This is a genomic window from Pseudomonas sp. NPDC090233 (assembly GCF_044772285.1).
GTDB lineage: Bacteria > Pseudomonadota > Gammaproteobacteria > Pseudomonadales > Pseudomonadaceae > Aquipseudomonas.
Map to the genome: position 1 here is coordinate 400,344 of NZ_JBIVYQ010000004.1, position 16,335 is coordinate 416,678.

The 16,335-nt window shown below is 55.4% G+C and carries 13 protein-coding genes and 1 pseudogene; 9 read left to right on the forward strand and 5 right to left on the reverse strand.

Going from position 1 to position 16,335, the window contains the following annotated elements; genetic code table 11:
* Positions 1 to 799: 799 nt before the first annotated feature.
* From ACIQUF_RS13160 to ACIQUF_RS13170, 3 genes are all read right to left on the reverse strand, one after another.
* A complete protein-coding gene (locus ACIQUF_RS13160) occupies positions 800 to 1,261 on the reverse strand; it encodes a toxin-activating lysine-acyltransferase (RefSeq protein ID WP_403131958.1) in 462 nt (153 codons plus the stop codon).
* Positions 1,245 to 2,936 (reverse strand): hypothetical protein, encoded by a 1,692-nt coding sequence (locus tag ACIQUF_RS13165; protein ID WP_403131960.1) that lies wholly within the window; start codon positions 2,934 to 2,936, stop codon positions 1,245 to 1,247. The genes ACIQUF_RS13160 and ACIQUF_RS13165 overlap by 17 nt, the downstream gene beginning before the upstream one ends.
* A 203-nt stretch (positions 2,937 to 3,139) precedes the next feature.
* Entirely contained in the window at positions 3,140 to 3,364 is a 225-nt protein-coding gene (locus ACIQUF_RS13170; RefSeq protein ID WP_403131962.1) for a response regulator transcription factor, read from the reverse strand.
* 163 nt (positions 3,365 to 3,527) lie between these two features.
* Between ACIQUF_RS13170 and ACIQUF_RS13175 the strand changes: the two genes are divergently transcribed.
* The 6 genes and pseudogenes from ACIQUF_RS13175 to ACIQUF_RS13200 all read left to right on the forward strand — a co-directional run.
* Positions 3,528 to 4,799 carry an HlyD family secretion protein gene (locus tag ACIQUF_RS13175; protein WP_403131964.1) on the forward strand — a complete coding sequence of 424 codons (1,272 nt, stop codon included), beginning with the start codon at positions 3,528 to 3,530 and terminating at the stop codon, positions 4,797 to 4,799.
* A gap of 6 nt (positions 4,800 to 4,805) precedes the next feature.
* Complete coding sequence (locus ACIQUF_RS13180; protein ID WP_403131967.1) at positions 4,806 to 6,959, forward strand: peptidase domain-containing ABC transporter; 2,154 nt, start codon at positions 4,806 to 4,808, stop codon at positions 6,957 to 6,959.
* Entirely contained in the window at positions 6,956 to 8,371 is a 1,416-nt protein-coding gene (locus tag ACIQUF_RS13185; RefSeq protein ID WP_403131970.1) for a TolC family protein, read from the forward strand. The genes ACIQUF_RS13180 and ACIQUF_RS13185 overlap by 4 nt, the downstream gene beginning before the upstream one ends.
* Before the next feature lie 71 nt (positions 8,372 to 8,442).
* Entirely contained in the window at positions 8,443 to 9,552 is a 1,110-nt protein-coding gene (locus ACIQUF_RS13190; protein ID WP_403131972.1) for an SbmA/BacA-like family transporter, read from the forward strand.
* A 517-nt stretch (positions 9,553 to 10,069) separates the two neighbouring features.
* Positions 10,070 to 10,540: a hypothetical protein gene (locus ACIQUF_RS13195; protein WP_403131975.1), complete on the forward strand. Its 471-nt coding sequence runs from the start codon at positions 10,070 to 10,072 to the stop codon at positions 10,538 to 10,540.
* A 408-nt stretch (positions 10,541 to 10,948) separates the two neighbouring features.
* Positions 10,949 to 11,626: pseudogene (locus ACIQUF_RS13200) on the forward strand (NAD-binding protein); the annotation flags it as partial.
* On the opposite strand, the gene ACIQUF_RS13205 reads toward ACIQUF_RS13200, so the two are convergent.
* Positions 11,623 to 11,868: a HigA family addiction module antitoxin gene (locus ACIQUF_RS13205; protein ID WP_403131977.1), complete on the reverse strand. Its 246-nt coding sequence runs from the start codon at positions 11,866 to 11,868 to the stop codon at positions 11,623 to 11,625. The pseudogene ACIQUF_RS13200 and the gene ACIQUF_RS13205 overlap by 4 nt on opposite strands.
* 299 nt (positions 11,869 to 12,167) lie before the next feature.
* Between ACIQUF_RS13205 and ACIQUF_RS13210 the strand changes: the two genes are divergently transcribed.
* On the forward strand, positions 12,168 to 12,734 hold the full coding sequence (locus tag ACIQUF_RS13210; RefSeq protein ID WP_403131980.1) for a PBECR2 nuclease fold domain-containing protein: 567 nt from the start codon (positions 12,168 to 12,170) through the stop codon (positions 12,732 to 12,734).
* Between the two features lie 208 nt (positions 12,735 to 12,942).
* Here the strand turns inward: ACIQUF_RS13210 and ycaC are convergent, their stop codons facing one another.
* The gene (ycaC, locus tag ACIQUF_RS13215; protein ID WP_400801461.1) at positions 12,943 to 13,572 is read right to left on the reverse strand and encodes an isochorismate family cysteine hydrolase YcaC; all 630 of its coding nucleotides are present in this window, start codon (positions 13,570 to 13,572) and stop codon (positions 12,943 to 12,945) included.
* A gap of 135 nt (positions 13,573 to 13,707) precedes the next feature.
* Between ycaC and ACIQUF_RS13220 the strand changes: the two genes are divergently transcribed.
* Both ACIQUF_RS13220 and ACIQUF_RS13225 read left to right on the forward strand, forming a co-directional pair.
* Positions 13,708 to 14,619: a LysR substrate-binding domain-containing protein gene (locus ACIQUF_RS13220; RefSeq protein WP_403131983.1), complete on the forward strand. Its 912-nt coding sequence runs from the start codon at positions 13,708 to 13,710 to the stop codon at positions 14,617 to 14,619.
* A 79-nt stretch (positions 14,620 to 14,698) separates the two neighbouring features.
* Positions 14,699 to 15,961, forward strand: a complete 1,263-nt coding sequence (locus ACIQUF_RS13225) for an OprD family porin (protein ID WP_403131985.1) — start codon at positions 14,699 to 14,701, stop codon at positions 15,959 to 15,961.
* Positions 15,962 to 16,335 lie beyond the last annotated feature (374 nt).

Below are 16,335 nucleotides of genomic sequence, written 5' to 3' on the forward strand. Positions count from 1 at the left end.
GCCAAGCTACCCTCGCCTACGAAAACGGAGCAGGTCCGAAATAGAACGCTTGCGATGGATGAAGTGGACGAAAAGGAATGCCACCGAGACATTCAGCAAGGCCACTACTGCACTTCGCGACATTGACTCGACCAGCGTCTTCACGCTGGAGCTATACAGCATGATCGTATTGGCCACTAGAATGAGCAGCGCAATAAGGCAAACCCGTCTGTAGTGCCTAGCGGCTAGGGCGGGTACGGTAAACATGACGCAAACAAAACCCCAGAGGGCGTTGAGCATGGAAAGTCCATCGAATGTCATGTTCTCTTGTCCATAAAAGCTAAGGTAGATGCACAGAAGGGTGGCGACGTCCGGCTTGCTTCGGCTTGCGGAGAGTAAAACAAGCCAGACGCCTCTGGGCTAGACGGGCAGCGAGGATCTACTCAAGAGCCGCTACTTCCTGAAGTGAATAGCGACGTAGCAATGCCCGAGGCAGCTGAATATCCATAGTACAGCGCTTTGCTAGCCCCTGTCGCAACACTGGCTACCGCACCATAACCTGCCGACACACCGCCCATTACTGCAGCCCCGGCGATCTGTCCGGCAGACCCGCCACTGATATACGCACCGCCAGCGCCTACTGCAGCACCCACCAAGACTACGGCAACCGGATTGCCTCCGGAAACATCCTGAAGTTCTTCGTTGGTTAAATCTCTCATCATTCATCCTTAAATTTCTGATACGTCAACGACACTCACACTGCACCCTTCCTACACTCCTAGTAAGCAGTCGTGCAACAAGGATGCATTCCAGATGCTCTTCAAATATTGCAACCGCCAACTTTCCTGACGGTGTAGTCAGGCCATCGACGCACCCAGGAGATCCGTTTAATTCCAGCTTCAAGAAAGTGCTCTCTCAGCATTTTCAAAGACTCCTTGATCGCGCCACTTGGGAAGCAGAAGTCAATAATCCATGTACGCCCCCCTTCATTCCATTCAGATGGGTGCAATAAAAAGTCTGAATCGTTGAGAAAACGTTGCTCGCTGTCAGAGGCTAAGTGTGCCCATATGACGAAGCCTATTGGTGTCGCAGTCCGGTCATACAGGAAAATTATTTGCTCATGTTCGATCGCAGGTGCTAGCCAGTAATGCAGCGTGCGGATCTGGAAGCTTGAGGAACGCCGGCATTTCGACATGACCATTACCGCATATCCTAGTGCAGCTGCCCGCTCTTTCAGCTTATGATCCTGGCAGACGCTCATTAACTCAAAGTGCTTCTTCATCTATTACACCCCACACCCCGCGATAGAAGTTAATCGCGCGACTGATACTGACCTGCCTAGTAGACTTAGCGAACAGCGCATCCATTGTCAGTAAACCGTGCTCCTCTCCCTCCAATCTGAACATGCCGGTCAGCGGCTCAAACCAGATTGACTGTTGTTTACTTAACCAAAAAGGAACGGACGCAGTCTGCTCGTTGCCCAGGTTGAACATCGCCACAAGAATGGCCTCATCGATGAGTCGCTGGTACGACGCTTTTCGATCACTTTCCACATCCCTTTCTATGACGTTGATCAGGTCCTTCACTTCATGCAACAGTCGATGACTTCGGTTCAGCCTGGTGAGATTGAATGCCATGCACCGGCGTAGGTTTTGACGGGTGATGTGTTGTACGCACGCTGCTTGGGCAACCTCTTCGAACAACTGACGATAACGCGTGCACAACGTCGCTGCGTCGTCATGGCTAAGCCATGAAAGGTCAGCCTCAGCTGACGGCCTGTTACATCCGGCCAGCAATGCCTTGAAGAGTCGATACGTCCATCGTGCATAACCTTCCCAGCCGCTCATGTTTACAACGGGCGTAACGCTGAAATCATCGAACTTGAGCACGGTGTCGAGACTACTGCTAAATGCCTGGAATGCGGCAGTGTGCTCTACATCGGCTAACAACCAGAGTGGAAAGCCGGCCTGGGATGCCTGGTAGAGGCGGAGGTGGCGAGTGTAGGCCTCGCCGAAATGCGCCGCGGCAGCCTCCCATAGCGCTAAGGATTCCTCGGCACTTACCACGGCATACTTGCCGAGGTAGTAGCACAAACTATGGATGCTTTGCAGAGCAGGTCGATATTCACTGTTGAACTGATCAATGCTCAACCGGTCGCCGTTGATAAAATTCGTGAACAGACAGATACCGCTGAGGTCCAGCCAGCTCCCCTCTACCGAGACATTTGAGGCGCTGACATTGTAATGCATTATGTGCTTAGCCCTTGCTGCCGCAAATTGCCTGGCATAGCGCCCGGCCAACTCGATCAGCCCTCTGTTCAGTCGTTCCGGCACCCGCTCGGAGGGGGTGGCGCAGGCGGAGCCAGGGAGGAAATCGACAAGCCTGTGAATTGCCTCCTTAACTCGGTGCGCATCTTCGCCTAGAACGTCACAACGTTTTTGCCTGAAATAGATAGAGCGGATGAAATGCGCTGGCCGCACAGCCGGTTCTCGGACGAGGAGACCACGCTTTTGCGTGCCCTGCCTAGTGTATTCCTGCCCCGTGTCGAGAATGGCCACGGTTCTCGTGGCGCCATAGGGCAACACTGCCTCGATAATTTCAGCCCAAATCGTTTCGTAAATTGCGGTGACCAGCGACAGATTGCCGTCGCCATGGCCGGCATCGACGTCGTGCCCAACCAGTGCGTTGGGCCCTAGGCCTTTGAGTTGCCAGATACCATCGAAGCCACAGCGGGCACCACCCCCATTGTTGAGAATGCCATCGCCACCATAGCGCTCGGCTTTGAACACCTTGACTGACGCAGTCTCCGACGAGGCCTGTCCGGCAGGCTTTATCAGATAGCTATACGCTGCCCGCACATCCTCCGCGCTACTTGCGCCGGCCAATGGCGGATTGAGGAATAAAACTTCGCAGCCGTCGATTCGCTCGCACTCAAAGTCCAGAAACACTTCGTGCAAATCAGCGAGCCTAGCGTATCCCTTACTTATTGAAATAGTCATGAGAACACAAATAGACGTGTTGAGCTTTCACCTGCCCAGGTACAAGTCGCAGTAACAGAGCACGTGCTCGATAGAATTCACTCACCCTAAACTACGAAAAAACACATGAAATTAATATCCTACAGGCGTAGGGGTTGTTAGCGCCTATTTTTCTGGCAGAATTAGGTCGGTTCTGCTCCCTCCGCCTCTGATGGCCGATAGGTTTCAGATCTGAGTACGAGGATAGCCAATTCGACTCTGCTGTTCATATTCAGCTTCTTGAGCATCGACGATATATGATCTCTTACCGTGTAATGGCTTATACCTAGCTGAAGTCCGATCTGTTTGTTAGTCATGCCTTGGCCTAGCAGCCGGATGACGTCAGATTCTCTATCAGTAATTTTCAAAATGTGTCCTTACGTACGCTCGAAAAGTGCCCATTTGCGCTAGACAGCGAAAGCTATCACTGCCTATCCATGCGCGTATGAGAACGAATGACGTTAGCAAAAATTTAGAGCAATTGATATTACGGCGTATCCCCGTGGTGTAACAAAAATTGAGGATGGTCGAGTGACAGGCAAGACGGCTTTATTTCGATCCGAGGCACTGGCAGCCCGGGGGATAAATTGGCTTGGTGAAATCGTGCTGATTCGTCCCGTTTCGTTTAGCTTTCTGACCTTCATTGCATTACTGCTCGCAGCAATGGTTGTGGCTTTCTTCTTTTATGGCAGTTACACAAAACGGAGCACAGTCACTGGGCAACTTTTACCGTCTTCCGGGCAAATGAAGATTCATTCCCCGCAATATGGTGTCGTGATCGAGCGCTTTGTCGAAGAAGGCCAGCAAGTAGAGCGTGGCGCGCGGTTGTTCAGTCTTTCCAGCGAACGCACGAGCAATTCCGGCCTAGTGCAGGCCAGTGTGAGTGATAAACTTTCACAACGCCGTCGCTCATTGAAAGCCGAGCTGATTAAACGAGAGCAACTCCAAGCCGAAGAGCGGCTAAGCCTGCAAAGTAAATTGGAAAGCCTACGCCAGGAACTGGAAACGCTCACGCATCAGTTAAGCAACCAGGGAAAACTCGTGTCGTTGGCAAGCAATGCAGCCGAGCGTTACCAGGGACTGATGGATAAAGGCTACATTTCGATGGATCAGCTTCAACAACGTCAGGCGCAATTACTCGGAGAGCGGCAGACACTGCAAGGCCTTATGCGTGAGAAAGCCGCACTGCACCAACAGAGGGTTGAGCGACAACACGAACTCATCGGATTACCGGCACTGCATGAAAATCAGCTGGCCAGTATCCGACGTGCATTGTCTTCCGTGGAGCAGGAGCTCATCGAAAACGAAGCAAAGCGTTCAGTGCTCATCACTGCCCCTAAATCTGGCATCGCTACATCCATTCTCGCCAATCCGGGCCAGACAGTTGACAGCACTCGCTCACTGATGAGCATTGTACCGGCCGACTCCATCTTGCAAGCGGAGCTCTATGCCTCAAGTAGCACGATAGGCTTCATCCGCATGGGCGATGCGGTGTTGCTCCGCTATAAGGCCTATCCCTATCAGAAGTTCGGCCAGCACTATGGTCGGGTGAGCTCTATCTCGCGCACAACAATTTCAGCCGCTGAACTCGGCAGCATGGCAGGGAGCGTGCCAGGCATTGGTACGGACGGAGAGCAGATCTACCGCATCCGCGTTGATCTCGAGAAGCAGTCGGTGATCGCATATGGCGAGCAGCGGCCTTTGCAGACGGGCATGTTGGTGGAGGCAGACATTCTTCAGGAGACCCGCCGCCTCTACGAATGGGTGCTTGAGCCCCTCTATACCTTGACTGGCAAGCTGTAGGTACATATGAACTATCTCCATGCAATTGCCCTGCGCCTGGGGCGACGTTTGCCATTGTTCTTGCAGACGGAAGCGACAGAATGCGGTCTGGCTTGCTTGGCGATGATTGCCAACTATCACGGCTACCACACCACAATCATGGAGTTACGTCGTAAGTTCAGCGTGTCACTCAAGGGCACAACCCTCAGGCAGCTTATTCATACCGCCGACCGGCTTAAGCTCGGAACGCGAGCGGTAAGGGTGGAGTTGGGTGAATTGGGTCAACTGAAGCTGCCCTGCGTGCTGCATTGGAATTTCAACCATTTCGTGGTGCTGAAGGCCGTCAATGGTCAGCGATTGACACTGCACGACCCAGGCCAAGGTGTTCGTAAATTGAGCCTTGGCGAAGCAAGCAAGTGGTTTACCGGTGTCGCCTTGGAAGTCTGGCCGGAAACCGAATTCCAGCAGCAACCGGCATCAATCCAGGTTGGCTTGATGCGCATGCTGGGGCGTGTAACTGGGCTTTATCGGGCGCTGGGGCAAGTACTGCTGCTGGCCTTGGCGCTAGAAGTATTCTCGCTGGTTAGCCCTTTCCTCCTTCAGTGGACCATTGACAATGTGCTGGTGGCACAAGACCGAGATCTCTTAATCACCCTGATGATTGGCTTTGGCCTGCTTTTGCTGATGAAGCAGGTGGTAAGCCTGGTCCGGGACTGGGTGACGATGTACATGAGTACCCTGCTGGGCGTGCAGTGGCAGTCCAATGTGTTCAGTCACCTGTTACGTCTGCCTGTCCAATACTTCGAAAAGCGTCATCTTGGAGATGTGGTTTCGCGCTTCGGCGCTGTTGGCAAAATACAGCAGACGCTAACTGCCGCCTTCTTTTCGACAGTACTCGATGGCCTAATGAGTCTGGCGACCCTGATCCTAATGCTAATCTATAGCCCGCTGCTGGCCATGATCGCAGTGCTGAGCATGATGCTGTATATCTTAATTCGCTGGGCCTGTTACCAACCACTTCGCAGGGCCAGCGAAGAGCAGATTGTTCATGCCGCACGGGTGGACAGCCACTTCCTGGAAACGTTGCGCGGTATGCGTACATTGAAGTTGTTCCAGCGTCAAAGTGAGCGGCGTGCGACGTGGCTCAGCCTGCTGGTGACGCAAATCAATGCAGGTTTGCGAACACAGAAACTTCAATTGCTGTACACCCAGCTAAACAGCCTGATCTTTGGCCTGGAAAACTTGCTTTCTATCGGCTTTGGTGCCTCCCTTGTGATGAACAACACGTTCAGTGTTGGCGTGCTGATGGCCTTCATGGCCTATAAGGGGCAGTTCATCGGCCGCGTGGCCAGCCTGGTAGATCACTTGTTCGAGTTGCGCATGTTGCGTCTGCAGGGCGAACGCCTTGCCGACATCGTCCTGCATCCCCCGGAAGATAAGCAGGATGTCCTGAGTATGTCAGCCTGGTCTCCGGGTGCGATCGATATCGAGATCCAGGGCTTGAAGTATCGCTATTCAGAACATGAGCCCTGGGTACTCGATGGCATCGACCTACATATCGCTCAAGGACAATCGATCGCGATCACTGGTGCGTCAGGCTGCGGAAAGAGCACACTGGTCAACCTGATGTTGGGGATATTACAACCTACGTCGGGGCGGATCCGCCTGGCTGGATGCGAGCTGCGTCACCTCGATATCGATTCCTGGCGTAGGAAGATAGGTACTGTCCTGCAGGACGATTGCCTATTCGCAGGCTCGTTAATGGAAAACATCACCTTCTTCGAGGCGAGTCCGAACCTTGACTGGGCAACTGAGTGCGCCAGCAAAGCTTCGATACATGAGGATGTGCTGGCGATGCCGATGGGCTATAACACCCTTGTGGGCGATATGGGCACGGTATTGTCGGGTGGACAGAAACAACGCCTGCTGCTGGCCCGTGCCCTATATAAGCGCCCTGAGATCCTGATTCTCGATGAGGCGACCAGCCATCTGGATACAGGCTGTGAACAACGCGTCAATCAAGCGATAAAAGCCCTCGACATAACACGCATCATTATCGCCCATCGTGCGGAGACGATCGCTTCAGCGGACCGCGTGGTTCGTCTCGACGCGGGTCGAGTCGTCCAAGACCCTTGCACTGCAATGAATAGGCAGCCCGCCAGCGAACTAGGCGCACCATGATCCGCGCAGCCGTTGCCGGTGGGCTGCTGGCTGTGGTTTTTGCCTGGTCTGACGGCGCGACGGCGCTGGATGCATTTCGAACCGAACAGGGCGTCTCAGCCAAGCGGTTCCCTGATGCTAGGCCCACTTCCGAAACATGCGATGCAAGCCCGATACGCTCTGCGTTGAGCCTGGAAATCGTGATCGAACAGGTGCTCTGTCGCGACCCGCTGACACAAAGGGTTTGGGCTGAGGCGAAGATCCAGGCGGCTCAGGTTGGAGTGGCCCAGTCTGCGTACTTTCCCAGGCTTGGCGCCAGTTATGCGGTTACCCATGGTCGCAACCACACCACCTATCAACAGCCTGATGGTTACTCAACCACAGGGCGTCAGCGCCGGCTCGCGCACCGGCTGAACTTGAGTTGGGTACTGTTCGACTTCGGTCGTCGCGAGGCGAACCTGCTCAATGCCCGTCAACTGCTGGTCGCTGCAAATGCCACTATGGACAGTCAACTGCAAGAAACATTTGTGCAGGTAGCCGAATTGTACTACGCCACTCTGTCGGCACAGGACAGCCAACGCGCCGCTCAACAGATCACCGCACTGACGGCGGAAAACCTCAAAGACGCTAGCGCCAAATACGAAGCCGGGGCTGTGGCGTTGTCCGACCGCCTTCAGGCGCAGACAGCCCACACCCAGGCCAGATTGAACGAGGTCCGCGGCCAAGGGGCGATGCGCAGTGCACAAGGGCAAATTGCGTTGCGTATGGGCTTGCCACCGGAAACACCAATTGCCTTGGCCGGTAGCCTAACCAGGAGACCCGACACGAGCTTCGTTAAGAACGTCGATTTGTTGCTTGCGCAGGCCCGTGAGGAACATCCGTCGCTCATCGCCGCCAAGGCCAGGTTGGAAGCCGCTAAAGCGACCGTCAAGGAACAAGAGGCTGCGGGCCGTCCCAGCATTTCACTCTTCGCCTCCGCCTCGCATGTGCAAATCCAGCAACCCATGACTTACGACGGGGACAGTCGTATTCGCGATAACAGTATCGGGCTGCAAATTGAAATCCCTTTGTTTGAAGGGTTTGAACGCACTTATCAGATCCGCAGCGCTCAGGCCCGACTAGACGCCAGCGAAGCGGATTTGGCGGAAGTCGAACAACGCATTGCCTTGGAACTCTGGGCCAACTACGAGGCCCTGTCGGTCGAAACGCAAGCGCTCGAAAACACTGCTGAATGGGTAGAGCAAGCAACTCAGGCGCTACAGGTGGTACAGGGACGGTACCGTTCGGGCGTCGGCAGCATGATCGAATTACTCAACGCCTCCGCTGCCTTTGCGAGCGCCGAGCAACAAAACATCAAGGCCTTGAGCAATTGGCACCTGGCCCGTTTGAGGCTGGCGGCAAGCCTGGGACGCCTGGGCTTCTGGACGCTGTGAAGCACGCCGAAGAGCGTGTACCCGAAATACGACAATGCTATCTAAAACCCGGGTATACCGTGAGGTCCCTGATGAATTCGAGCAAGCTGGATAGGAGGCAGGAAGCCCCTGGCAATCCGTCATTCTATCGCAAGACTTTTTACGTGCTGTCGTTGTACTGGCGGGGAGAGGAGAAACTATTTGCCTGGTGGTCGTTGCTGGTACTTTTCATACTTTCACTGCTTGCCGTGGCTACCGCCTTGGCGATCAACGAATGGTACAAGCATTTCTACAACGCGATTCAGGCGCACGACGCCCGCAAGTTCTACGTTCTGATAGTGGTGTTTCTCGCCATCATTCTGTTCTCCGTCGTCCGCACCGTTCTAATCACCTACTTGGTCGACTTGTTCGCCCTGAGATGGCGACGCTGGCTGACCAATCACTACCTTTCGGTCTGGATTGTCGAGTCCGAGCGCCCCGACCATGTCGAACATCGTGTGGACAACCCGGACCAGCGGATTGCCGAGGACATCAATAAATTCACCTTCGAGACCATCGACCTAGCCTGCGGACTGCTTTACACCCTAGTCAGTGTCGTGTCCTTCAGCATCGTGTTGATCGATATATCGGGCGATGCGATGCTGTGGGGCGTGGATATCCCGGCGTACATGTTCTGGGCCGCCATCCTGTATGCGCTGCTGGGCACCTATATCAGCCAGAAAATCGGTTTCAAATTGGTGTCATTGAGCAACAACCAGCAGCGTTCCGAAGCCGACCTTCGCTATTTCCTGTTTCGCTTTCGCGATAGCTCCGCCCAAGAAGACCCAGAGGATAGAAACTGCGAGAAGAAACGCATTAGCGAAAAGCTCGATGTCAGCCTGGCAAACATGCGCCGTACCATCCGAGTAAAGATGCGACTCTCACTATTTACAGAAAGTTACAGCCAACTCTCATTGATATTCAGCAGCTTGCTGGCGGTCCCTAGATTCTTTACCGGCGCCATCATGTTCGGGGACGTCATGCAGATTAATTCGGCATTCGGAAATTTGTGTGGAAATCTCAGTTGGTTCATTAACGCCTACCACCGCCTGGCGGACTGGAAGGCTACGACTGACCGTTTGAACTCATTCGACGGTGCACTCGCGGTGCTGTCCCAAACAGAGGGCTCCGACTTTAGCTATCCTTCGGTAGTTGCCAAATGATCAGCACCCTACAGGTGTAGGGTGGTCGTTCTCTGGTGAGCTGATAGAATTCATATGCGTTATCCAGCATCTAACAAATAGTAACATCACATCATTAAACGTAATGAAAGGCTTATCCAGATATGCGAGACTTATCGGAAGACGAGTTGCTTCAAATTTCCGGAGGCGACAAAGGCGATACATTTTTTGAGAATGTCGGTTCAACCCTGGGGGGAACCTTGGGCGCAGCTATTGGATCAAGAACGCCGATTGGCCCAGTGGGTGGGGCTGCTATAGGTAGTGGCTTGGGCGCCATAGGAGGTGGCACGGCCTACAATGCTGTTAAGGATGCCGCCGGCGCCTGGAATCCTTCCGGATTCGCTGGTACATCATTCTTTCCGCAAACGAGCGGAAGTTAATATGCTGGATAGATTAGCGGAGCAGGTGCCTTCATACCTGCTTTTCTATTTGTAGCAGTAGGCCATTGGCTATGCTCACTGAATAAAACGTACCGTATATTTATAAAAGACTTCCGCGGGTGAGCGATATGATTTTTTCCTTAAGTCGATTAAACGTAGTAGACCAACTGTGTTATGACCCGCTTAAGGTTGTGGCGCTCTGTGAAAAAGTTATCATGGCGCTTGCCATGATTATGACAACTTTCTATTTGCTAAAACTATCTGGACTGGCCAACGAGTTTTTGTTAGGAGCCGCTTTAAGCGGCACAGTGGGTTTTCTAGCGTTTCTATTAAAGAAAATGTACTACGACTATGCTTTTTCACAGCTTGACCTTCCAATCGACATTGAATTTAGCGCAATAGAAAAGTCGCTTTTCGATAGGGGATTCATCAAGGATGAAAATGGAGATTATTTAAACAAAAAAACAAAATTCAGTATCCTGCATAAATGCAAAAGTGAAAAAATATATATTCAGACCGACAACAAGAATCTCACCTTCAGAGGGCCATACGAGGACCTTGAGGTCATCTTAAATCTAATTTATAAATAGAAATCGCGAGCCACTTCAATACAGCAAGGTTTTTATAAATTTAGCAACAAGGCGCACTGAATAGTTGTCACATCTACCGGGACAATAATTCTTCCGGCGACCGGATTGTCTGGGTCACCCCCAATCCCCAGAATTTATTGCAACAGATGTAGGAGCGGCGGTGCAGCGACCCGCTTTCGGTTCAGCGATCGGATGTGTAAACCCGTCAGAGCTGTCTTCAATGGCAGCTGTACGCGGGAGAATGGCCTGCCGGGGTGTCTCCGACCGGTTTTTCCACCCCGCGTACAGCTGCCACCCTTCACGTGGAAACGGCTGAAGGTGTGGTCGATGCTTTGCTGGATGGGATTGAGTCACAGACTGTGAATTGATGTGGTCTGTGCTGGCCCCTTCGCGGCTGAAGCCGCTCCCACTGTTATCATCACCCCACTGCTGATGCTCGGCTGCGCCCGCGCCCTCAAGCGCCCGCAACCGGTACGTGAAGTGCCCGAGCAATACAAGAGCATCGATGCCGGCACCGCGCGTGTGGTGATCGTGGGCATGGGCCGCATGGGCCAGATCGTTTCGCGCATCCTGCATGCGCAGAAAATTCCCTTCGTTGCCCTGGAAACCTCGGTGGACGCCATCGAGATGACCCGCATGTTCGAACAGTCCCCGGTGTTCTACGGCGACCCGCTGCGCCCCGAGGTGCTGCATGCGGCCAAGGTTGGCGAGGCGGAGTATTTCGTCATCACCACTGACGACCCGGAGGTCACCACGCGCACGGCGGAACGGGTCAAGCGCCTGTACCCTCACCTGAAAGTGCTGGCCCGCGCGCGTAACCGGCAGCATGTGCACAAGCTGGTGGACGTGGGCGCGGAGCCGATTCGCGAGACGTTCTATTCGAGCCTGGAGATGACCCGGCGGGCGTTGGTTGGGCTGGGGTTGAGCGGTGAACAGGCGGCCGACCGCATCGCGCGGTTTACCCAGCATGATGAGGAAGTGCTGGAGGCGCAGGGGCAGGTTCGGGACGACCGGGCCAAGGTGATGCAGACGGCAGAGGAGGCGCGCGTGGAGTTGGAGCGGTTGTTCGATTCGGATGCGGATTAACGCAATTGCCACTCATCATAGGCGGCCTGCTCAGCCAGGTACTGCCGGGCAGCGCCCAAACCTGCGGCCTCTAACCTTTGGGCCAGGTCACGGGAAATGGGTACACGCCCGTTGAGCACTGCGGTCAAATGGTCCTGTGGATAACCTACCAGATTCGCTAAACCCGCTACGGTCATTGAAATTGCGGGCAGCACATCTTCACGAAGTGACTCTCCTGGATACGGTGGGTTGAAGAGGGGCATGGGAAATCTCCTGGAAAGCTTCCTAATGCTCCTCCTTTTCCTCGCTGGCTATCAGTTCATGATGTCTGAACGCATTGTCAGATTTCTCCGAGTCCTCTCTCTCAGACAACGCTGCTTTGCAGCCCTTAGCGGGCGATATCTCGCAGAGGTGCGCCGCTCCCACGGAGGTCCGCTAAATCAATTTAGGAAACGCCTTACAACAGGTGTCACACCCCGTCTGATTGCCCTAGGAAGCCCCTCTCCCTAGCCTCACCTGGCCGCCATCGCAGCAGCGACATCGTTCGCAGTCAGGTATGTCTTTGAGCACCATCAACCCAATTGCGAAAATCGCCGAGAAGAAAGGCCAGAGCACCTGGCTGAATCTAAAACTGCCCGATCTCAGAACACTCGACCGGGAAATGCGCATCCAACCTATCGAAGAACTGACGGCTGCCGACTCACATGACGCAGCCATCGAGCTTGCTGCGGAACATCTGGGGTTGAATGGTTCAAACATTGACGAAGTTACTGTCGCAACCCCGATGGGAGACATCCGGGTTAAACGCAGCTGCCTCCATCACATCGTAGAGAAACGACATGACGCCCGTGAACGTTATGTGAAAGTAGCGCTGGACACGCTTTCCGGGCCATTCGAGATTTGGGAAGTCGCCTACACCAATGAGACTTACAGGTTAGCTTTCATTGGCGTCTACGAAACGAAGCGGCAGATGCTGGTAATCGTGTCTCTCGACCAGGGCAAAGTGTTGTGGAATTTCATGCAATGCGATGCAAAGGCACTGAACAAACACCGCCACGGAAGGCTGCTATACCGGCGATATGCATTTCTGCCGTGCAAAGAAAAGGGCCACTGTCACCAGTGGCCCTGAATTCGTGCTTGATATTCATATACACACCCTCAAGCCGGGGTGTGGAGGTCTCACCCGACGCTGATGATTCAGCCATCGACGGGGTTCCTACGCCAGCTGTTGCCGCTGAATAGCAGCTGGTTTCGCGCTCAGATGGAACGCTAACAACACTCGTTGATCAAGTCAACGATGGCTCCCATGCGGAAGCCAATCATCAGATTACTTCGTGTTACTTACCAGCCGTCAACGCGTTATAGCTGGTCATCAAATTCCGATAATCCGGAATGTGGTTCGAGCACAGCGCCGCCAGCCCTTCCACGTCATTGCGCCAGTCGCGGTGCAGCTCACAAGCCACGCCAAACCAGGTCATCATCTGCGCACCCGCCTGGCTCATGCGGTCATGCGCCGCATCACGGGTCATTTCGTTGAAGGTACCGGAAGCATCGGTCACCACGAACACGTCAAACTCTTCTTCCAACGCCGACAGTGCCGGGAACGCCACGCACACCTCGGTCACCACACCGGCAATGATCAGCTGCTTTTTGCCAGTGGCCTTCACTGCCTTGACGAAGTCCTCATTGTCCCAGGCATTGATCTGGCCAGGGCGGGCGATGTAGGGGGCGTCCGGGAACAGGGCTTTCAGCTCCGGCACCAGCGGGCCGTTCGGTCCTTGCTCGAAGCTGGTGGTGAGGATGGTCGGCAGGTTGAAGAACTTGGCCAGGTCAGCCAGGGCCAGCACGTTGTTCTTGAACTTGTCCGGCTCGATGTCACGCACCAGCGACAGCAGGCCAGCCTGGTGGTCGACCAGCAGTACGGCGGCGTCATCTTTGTTCAGGCGGTTGTAGGTGAATTTGCTCATGATCTGTGCTCCTAAGGTTTATGAAGTTTTCAGCAATTCGGGGTGTTTCGCGTTGATGGGCACAGATTAAAATCATCACGTTCGCAGCGGTAGACGGCGAAAATTGCCTTTAGCGTTCCATCTGGAGAACGATCATTGGAAGACCTCAACTCCCTCTATTATTTCACCCAAGTGGTAGAGCACGGCGGCTTCGCGCCAGCCGGGCGGGCGCTGGACATGCCCAAGTCGAAGCTCAGCCGGCGCATCGCCGACCTTGAGGACCGTCTGGGCGTGCGCCTGCTGCACCGCACCAGCCGGCACTGCTCGCTGACCGAAATCGGCCAGGCCTATTACAACCGTTGCCTGGCCATGCGCGTGGAGGCCGAGGGCGCGGCGGAGATCATCGAGCGCAACCGCAGCGAACCGCGCGGCCTGGTGCGCATCAGCTGCCCGACCACCCTGCTCAACTCCTGGGTCGGGCCGATGCTCACCCGCTACATGCTCAAGTACCCGCAGGTGGAACTGTTCATCGAGAGCACCAACCGCCGCGTCGACCTGCTGCACGAAGGCTTTGACGTGGCGCTGCGGGTGCGCTTCCCGCCGCTGGAGAACACCGACATGGTGATGAAGGTGCTGAGCAACAGCACCCAGTGCCTGGTGGGCCAGCCGCAATACCTGGAGCAACTGCCCGAAGGCTTTGACCCGCAACTGCTCGGCACGCTGCCCAGCGTGCATTGGGGCAGTGCTCAGCGCGAATACCAGTGGGAACTGTTCCAGGGCGAAGACATGAGCCGCAGCATCGTCATCCCGCACAAACCACGCATGGTCACCGATGACCTGTTCGCGCTGCGCCATTTCGTCGTGGCCGGGGTCGGCATCGCGCATTTGCCGCGGGTTGCGGTGCGCGAAGACCTGGCGGCGGGACGTCTGGTGGAGCTGATCCCAGACTGGCACCCACGCTGCGGCATCGTGCATGCGATCTTCCCGTCACGGCGCGGGTTGTTGCCGTCGGTGCGCTCGCTGATCGATCACCTGGCAGAGGAATTCGCCATCAGCGACATGGCTTGAATCCCCAGCCAGCACACGCTTACAAGATCGCCAGCCTATCCTTGCCCCACACTCCCGGATCATCCACCCCGGAGCCCCCATGATCCGCGCCACTCACGGACCAGGCCGCGCCCTGCTCGCCACCCTCGCCTTCTGCCCGGTACTCAGCCAGGCAGAAGAACACGGCTGGTCGCTGCTCAGCCGCAACTATTTCCTGCACAGCGACTTCCGTTCACCTTCCGCCAGCGGCCAGAACTACCGTCAGGAATGGGCCCAGGGCTTCATCGGCGAAATCCGTTCGGGCTTCACCAAAGGCACTGTTGGTATCGGCATCGACGCCCACGGCTTTCTCGGCCTCAAGCTTGACGGTGGCCGTGGCCATGCCGGTACCGGACTGCTGCCTCGCGACGGCGATGGCCGCGCCGAGTCCGACTACTCCAGCGCCGGCGCCGCCCTGAAGCTGCGCCTGGGCAACACGCAACTGCGGTACGGCGAAATGACCGTGGAAACCTCGGTGTTCGACACCGGTGACAAACGCCTGCACCCGGAGTACGCCACCGGTTGGTTCGTCGAAAATACCGACCTGCCCGACTGGCGCCTGCAGGCCGGCCGCTTCACCGCGTTCAACAACCAGGACAAGAGCTCGACCCGCGACGACTTCAGCGGCTACGGCGCCACCACCCGGGGCCGCGCCATCAGCCTGGCCGGTGCTACCTACGCATTCAGTGACGGATTCGGTGGCTCGCTGTATACCGGCGAGTTGCAAGACACCTGGCGCCAGGCCTACCTCAACCTGAACCTGGCCGAAGGCAACTGGCGCCTGGATGGCAACCTCTACAGAACCCGCGACACCGGCGAAGCCAGCGCCGGGGCAATCGACACCCTCGCCTACAGCCTGCTGGCCAAATACAGCTTCGGCGCCCAGGCGCTGACCCTGGCCTACCAGAAAGTGGAAGGCGACACGCCGTTCGATTTCGTCGGCGGCGATTCGATCTACCTGGCCAACGCGATCAAGTACGCCGATTTCAACGGCCCAGGCGAAGCGTCATGGCAACTGCGTTACGACCTGAACTTCGCGACCTTCGGCGCCCCCGGTTTGAGCCTGATGGGCCGTTACGTCAGCGGTCGCGACATCGATGGCACACATGCACCGGCCGGCGGCGTTTATGTCGGCCAGCAAGGCCAGGGTGGCAAGCACTGGGAACGTGATATCGAGATGAAGTACGTGGTGCAGTCGGGCGCCGCCAAGGACCTCCGCCTGTCGTTTTCCCACGTCAGCCACCGCGCCAACCAGGCCCAGGCTGGCGATGACATCGACCGTATCTACCTCATCATGGAGTACCCACTCAATGGCCGCTTCTGATTGCAACTCCATGATGGATCAAGGGGTTGGAAGCTTTTGCCATGAAGTTTCCCACGAGCCGGGATCGAGTATCCGAAAAGTCCATTGGAATTGAGCTAAAGCCCTCGGGACTGAGCACGGCATAGGATTGTTCTGCCAACACCAATAACTTCTTTCGGGAAATGAGAATGAAAAAAATTGCCTTGATTGCACTGCTAGCCACTGCCGGACTGATTCAGGTTGCTCACGCCCAGGGTCCACTGCCATATGCGCCATCCTGCTCGGAAGGGACCTATCCGACTAGTGTGGGTCACTGCCAGCCTGATTGGGACTTCGACTGATATTCCGGCTTGCAGGGTGAGCCCGCTTTAGCGAGAAAGAGCCCGGTAAACCAA

Coding starts and splice junctions, on each gene's coding strand:
- ACIQUF_RS13160 (WP_403131958.1), bottom strand. CDS start 1,261: ATGAAGAAGCACTTTGAGTTAATGAGCGTCTGCCAGGATCATAAGCTG.
- ACIQUF_RS13180 (WP_403131967.1), top strand. CDS start 4,806: ATGAACTATCTCCATGCAATTGCCCTGCGCCTGGGGCGACGTTTGCCA.
- ACIQUF_RS13185 (WP_403131970.1), top strand. CDS start 6,956: ATGATCCGCGCAGCCGTTGCCGGTGGGCTGCTGGCTGTGGTTTTTGCC.
- ACIQUF_RS13190 (WP_403131972.1), top strand. CDS start 8,443: ATGAATTCGAGCAAGCTGGATAGGAGGCAGGAAGCCCCTGGCAATCCG.
- ACIQUF_RS13205 (WP_403131977.1), bottom strand. CDS start 11,868: ATGCCCCTCTTCAACCCACCGTATCCAGGAGAGTCACTTCGTGAAGAT.
- ycaC (WP_400801461.1), bottom strand. CDS start 13,572: ATGAGCAAATTCACCTACAACCGCCTGAACAAAGATGACGCCGCCGTA.
- ACIQUF_RS13225 (WP_403131985.1), top strand. CDS start 14,699: ATGATCCGCGCCACTCACGGACCAGGCCGCGCCCTGCTCGCCACCCTC.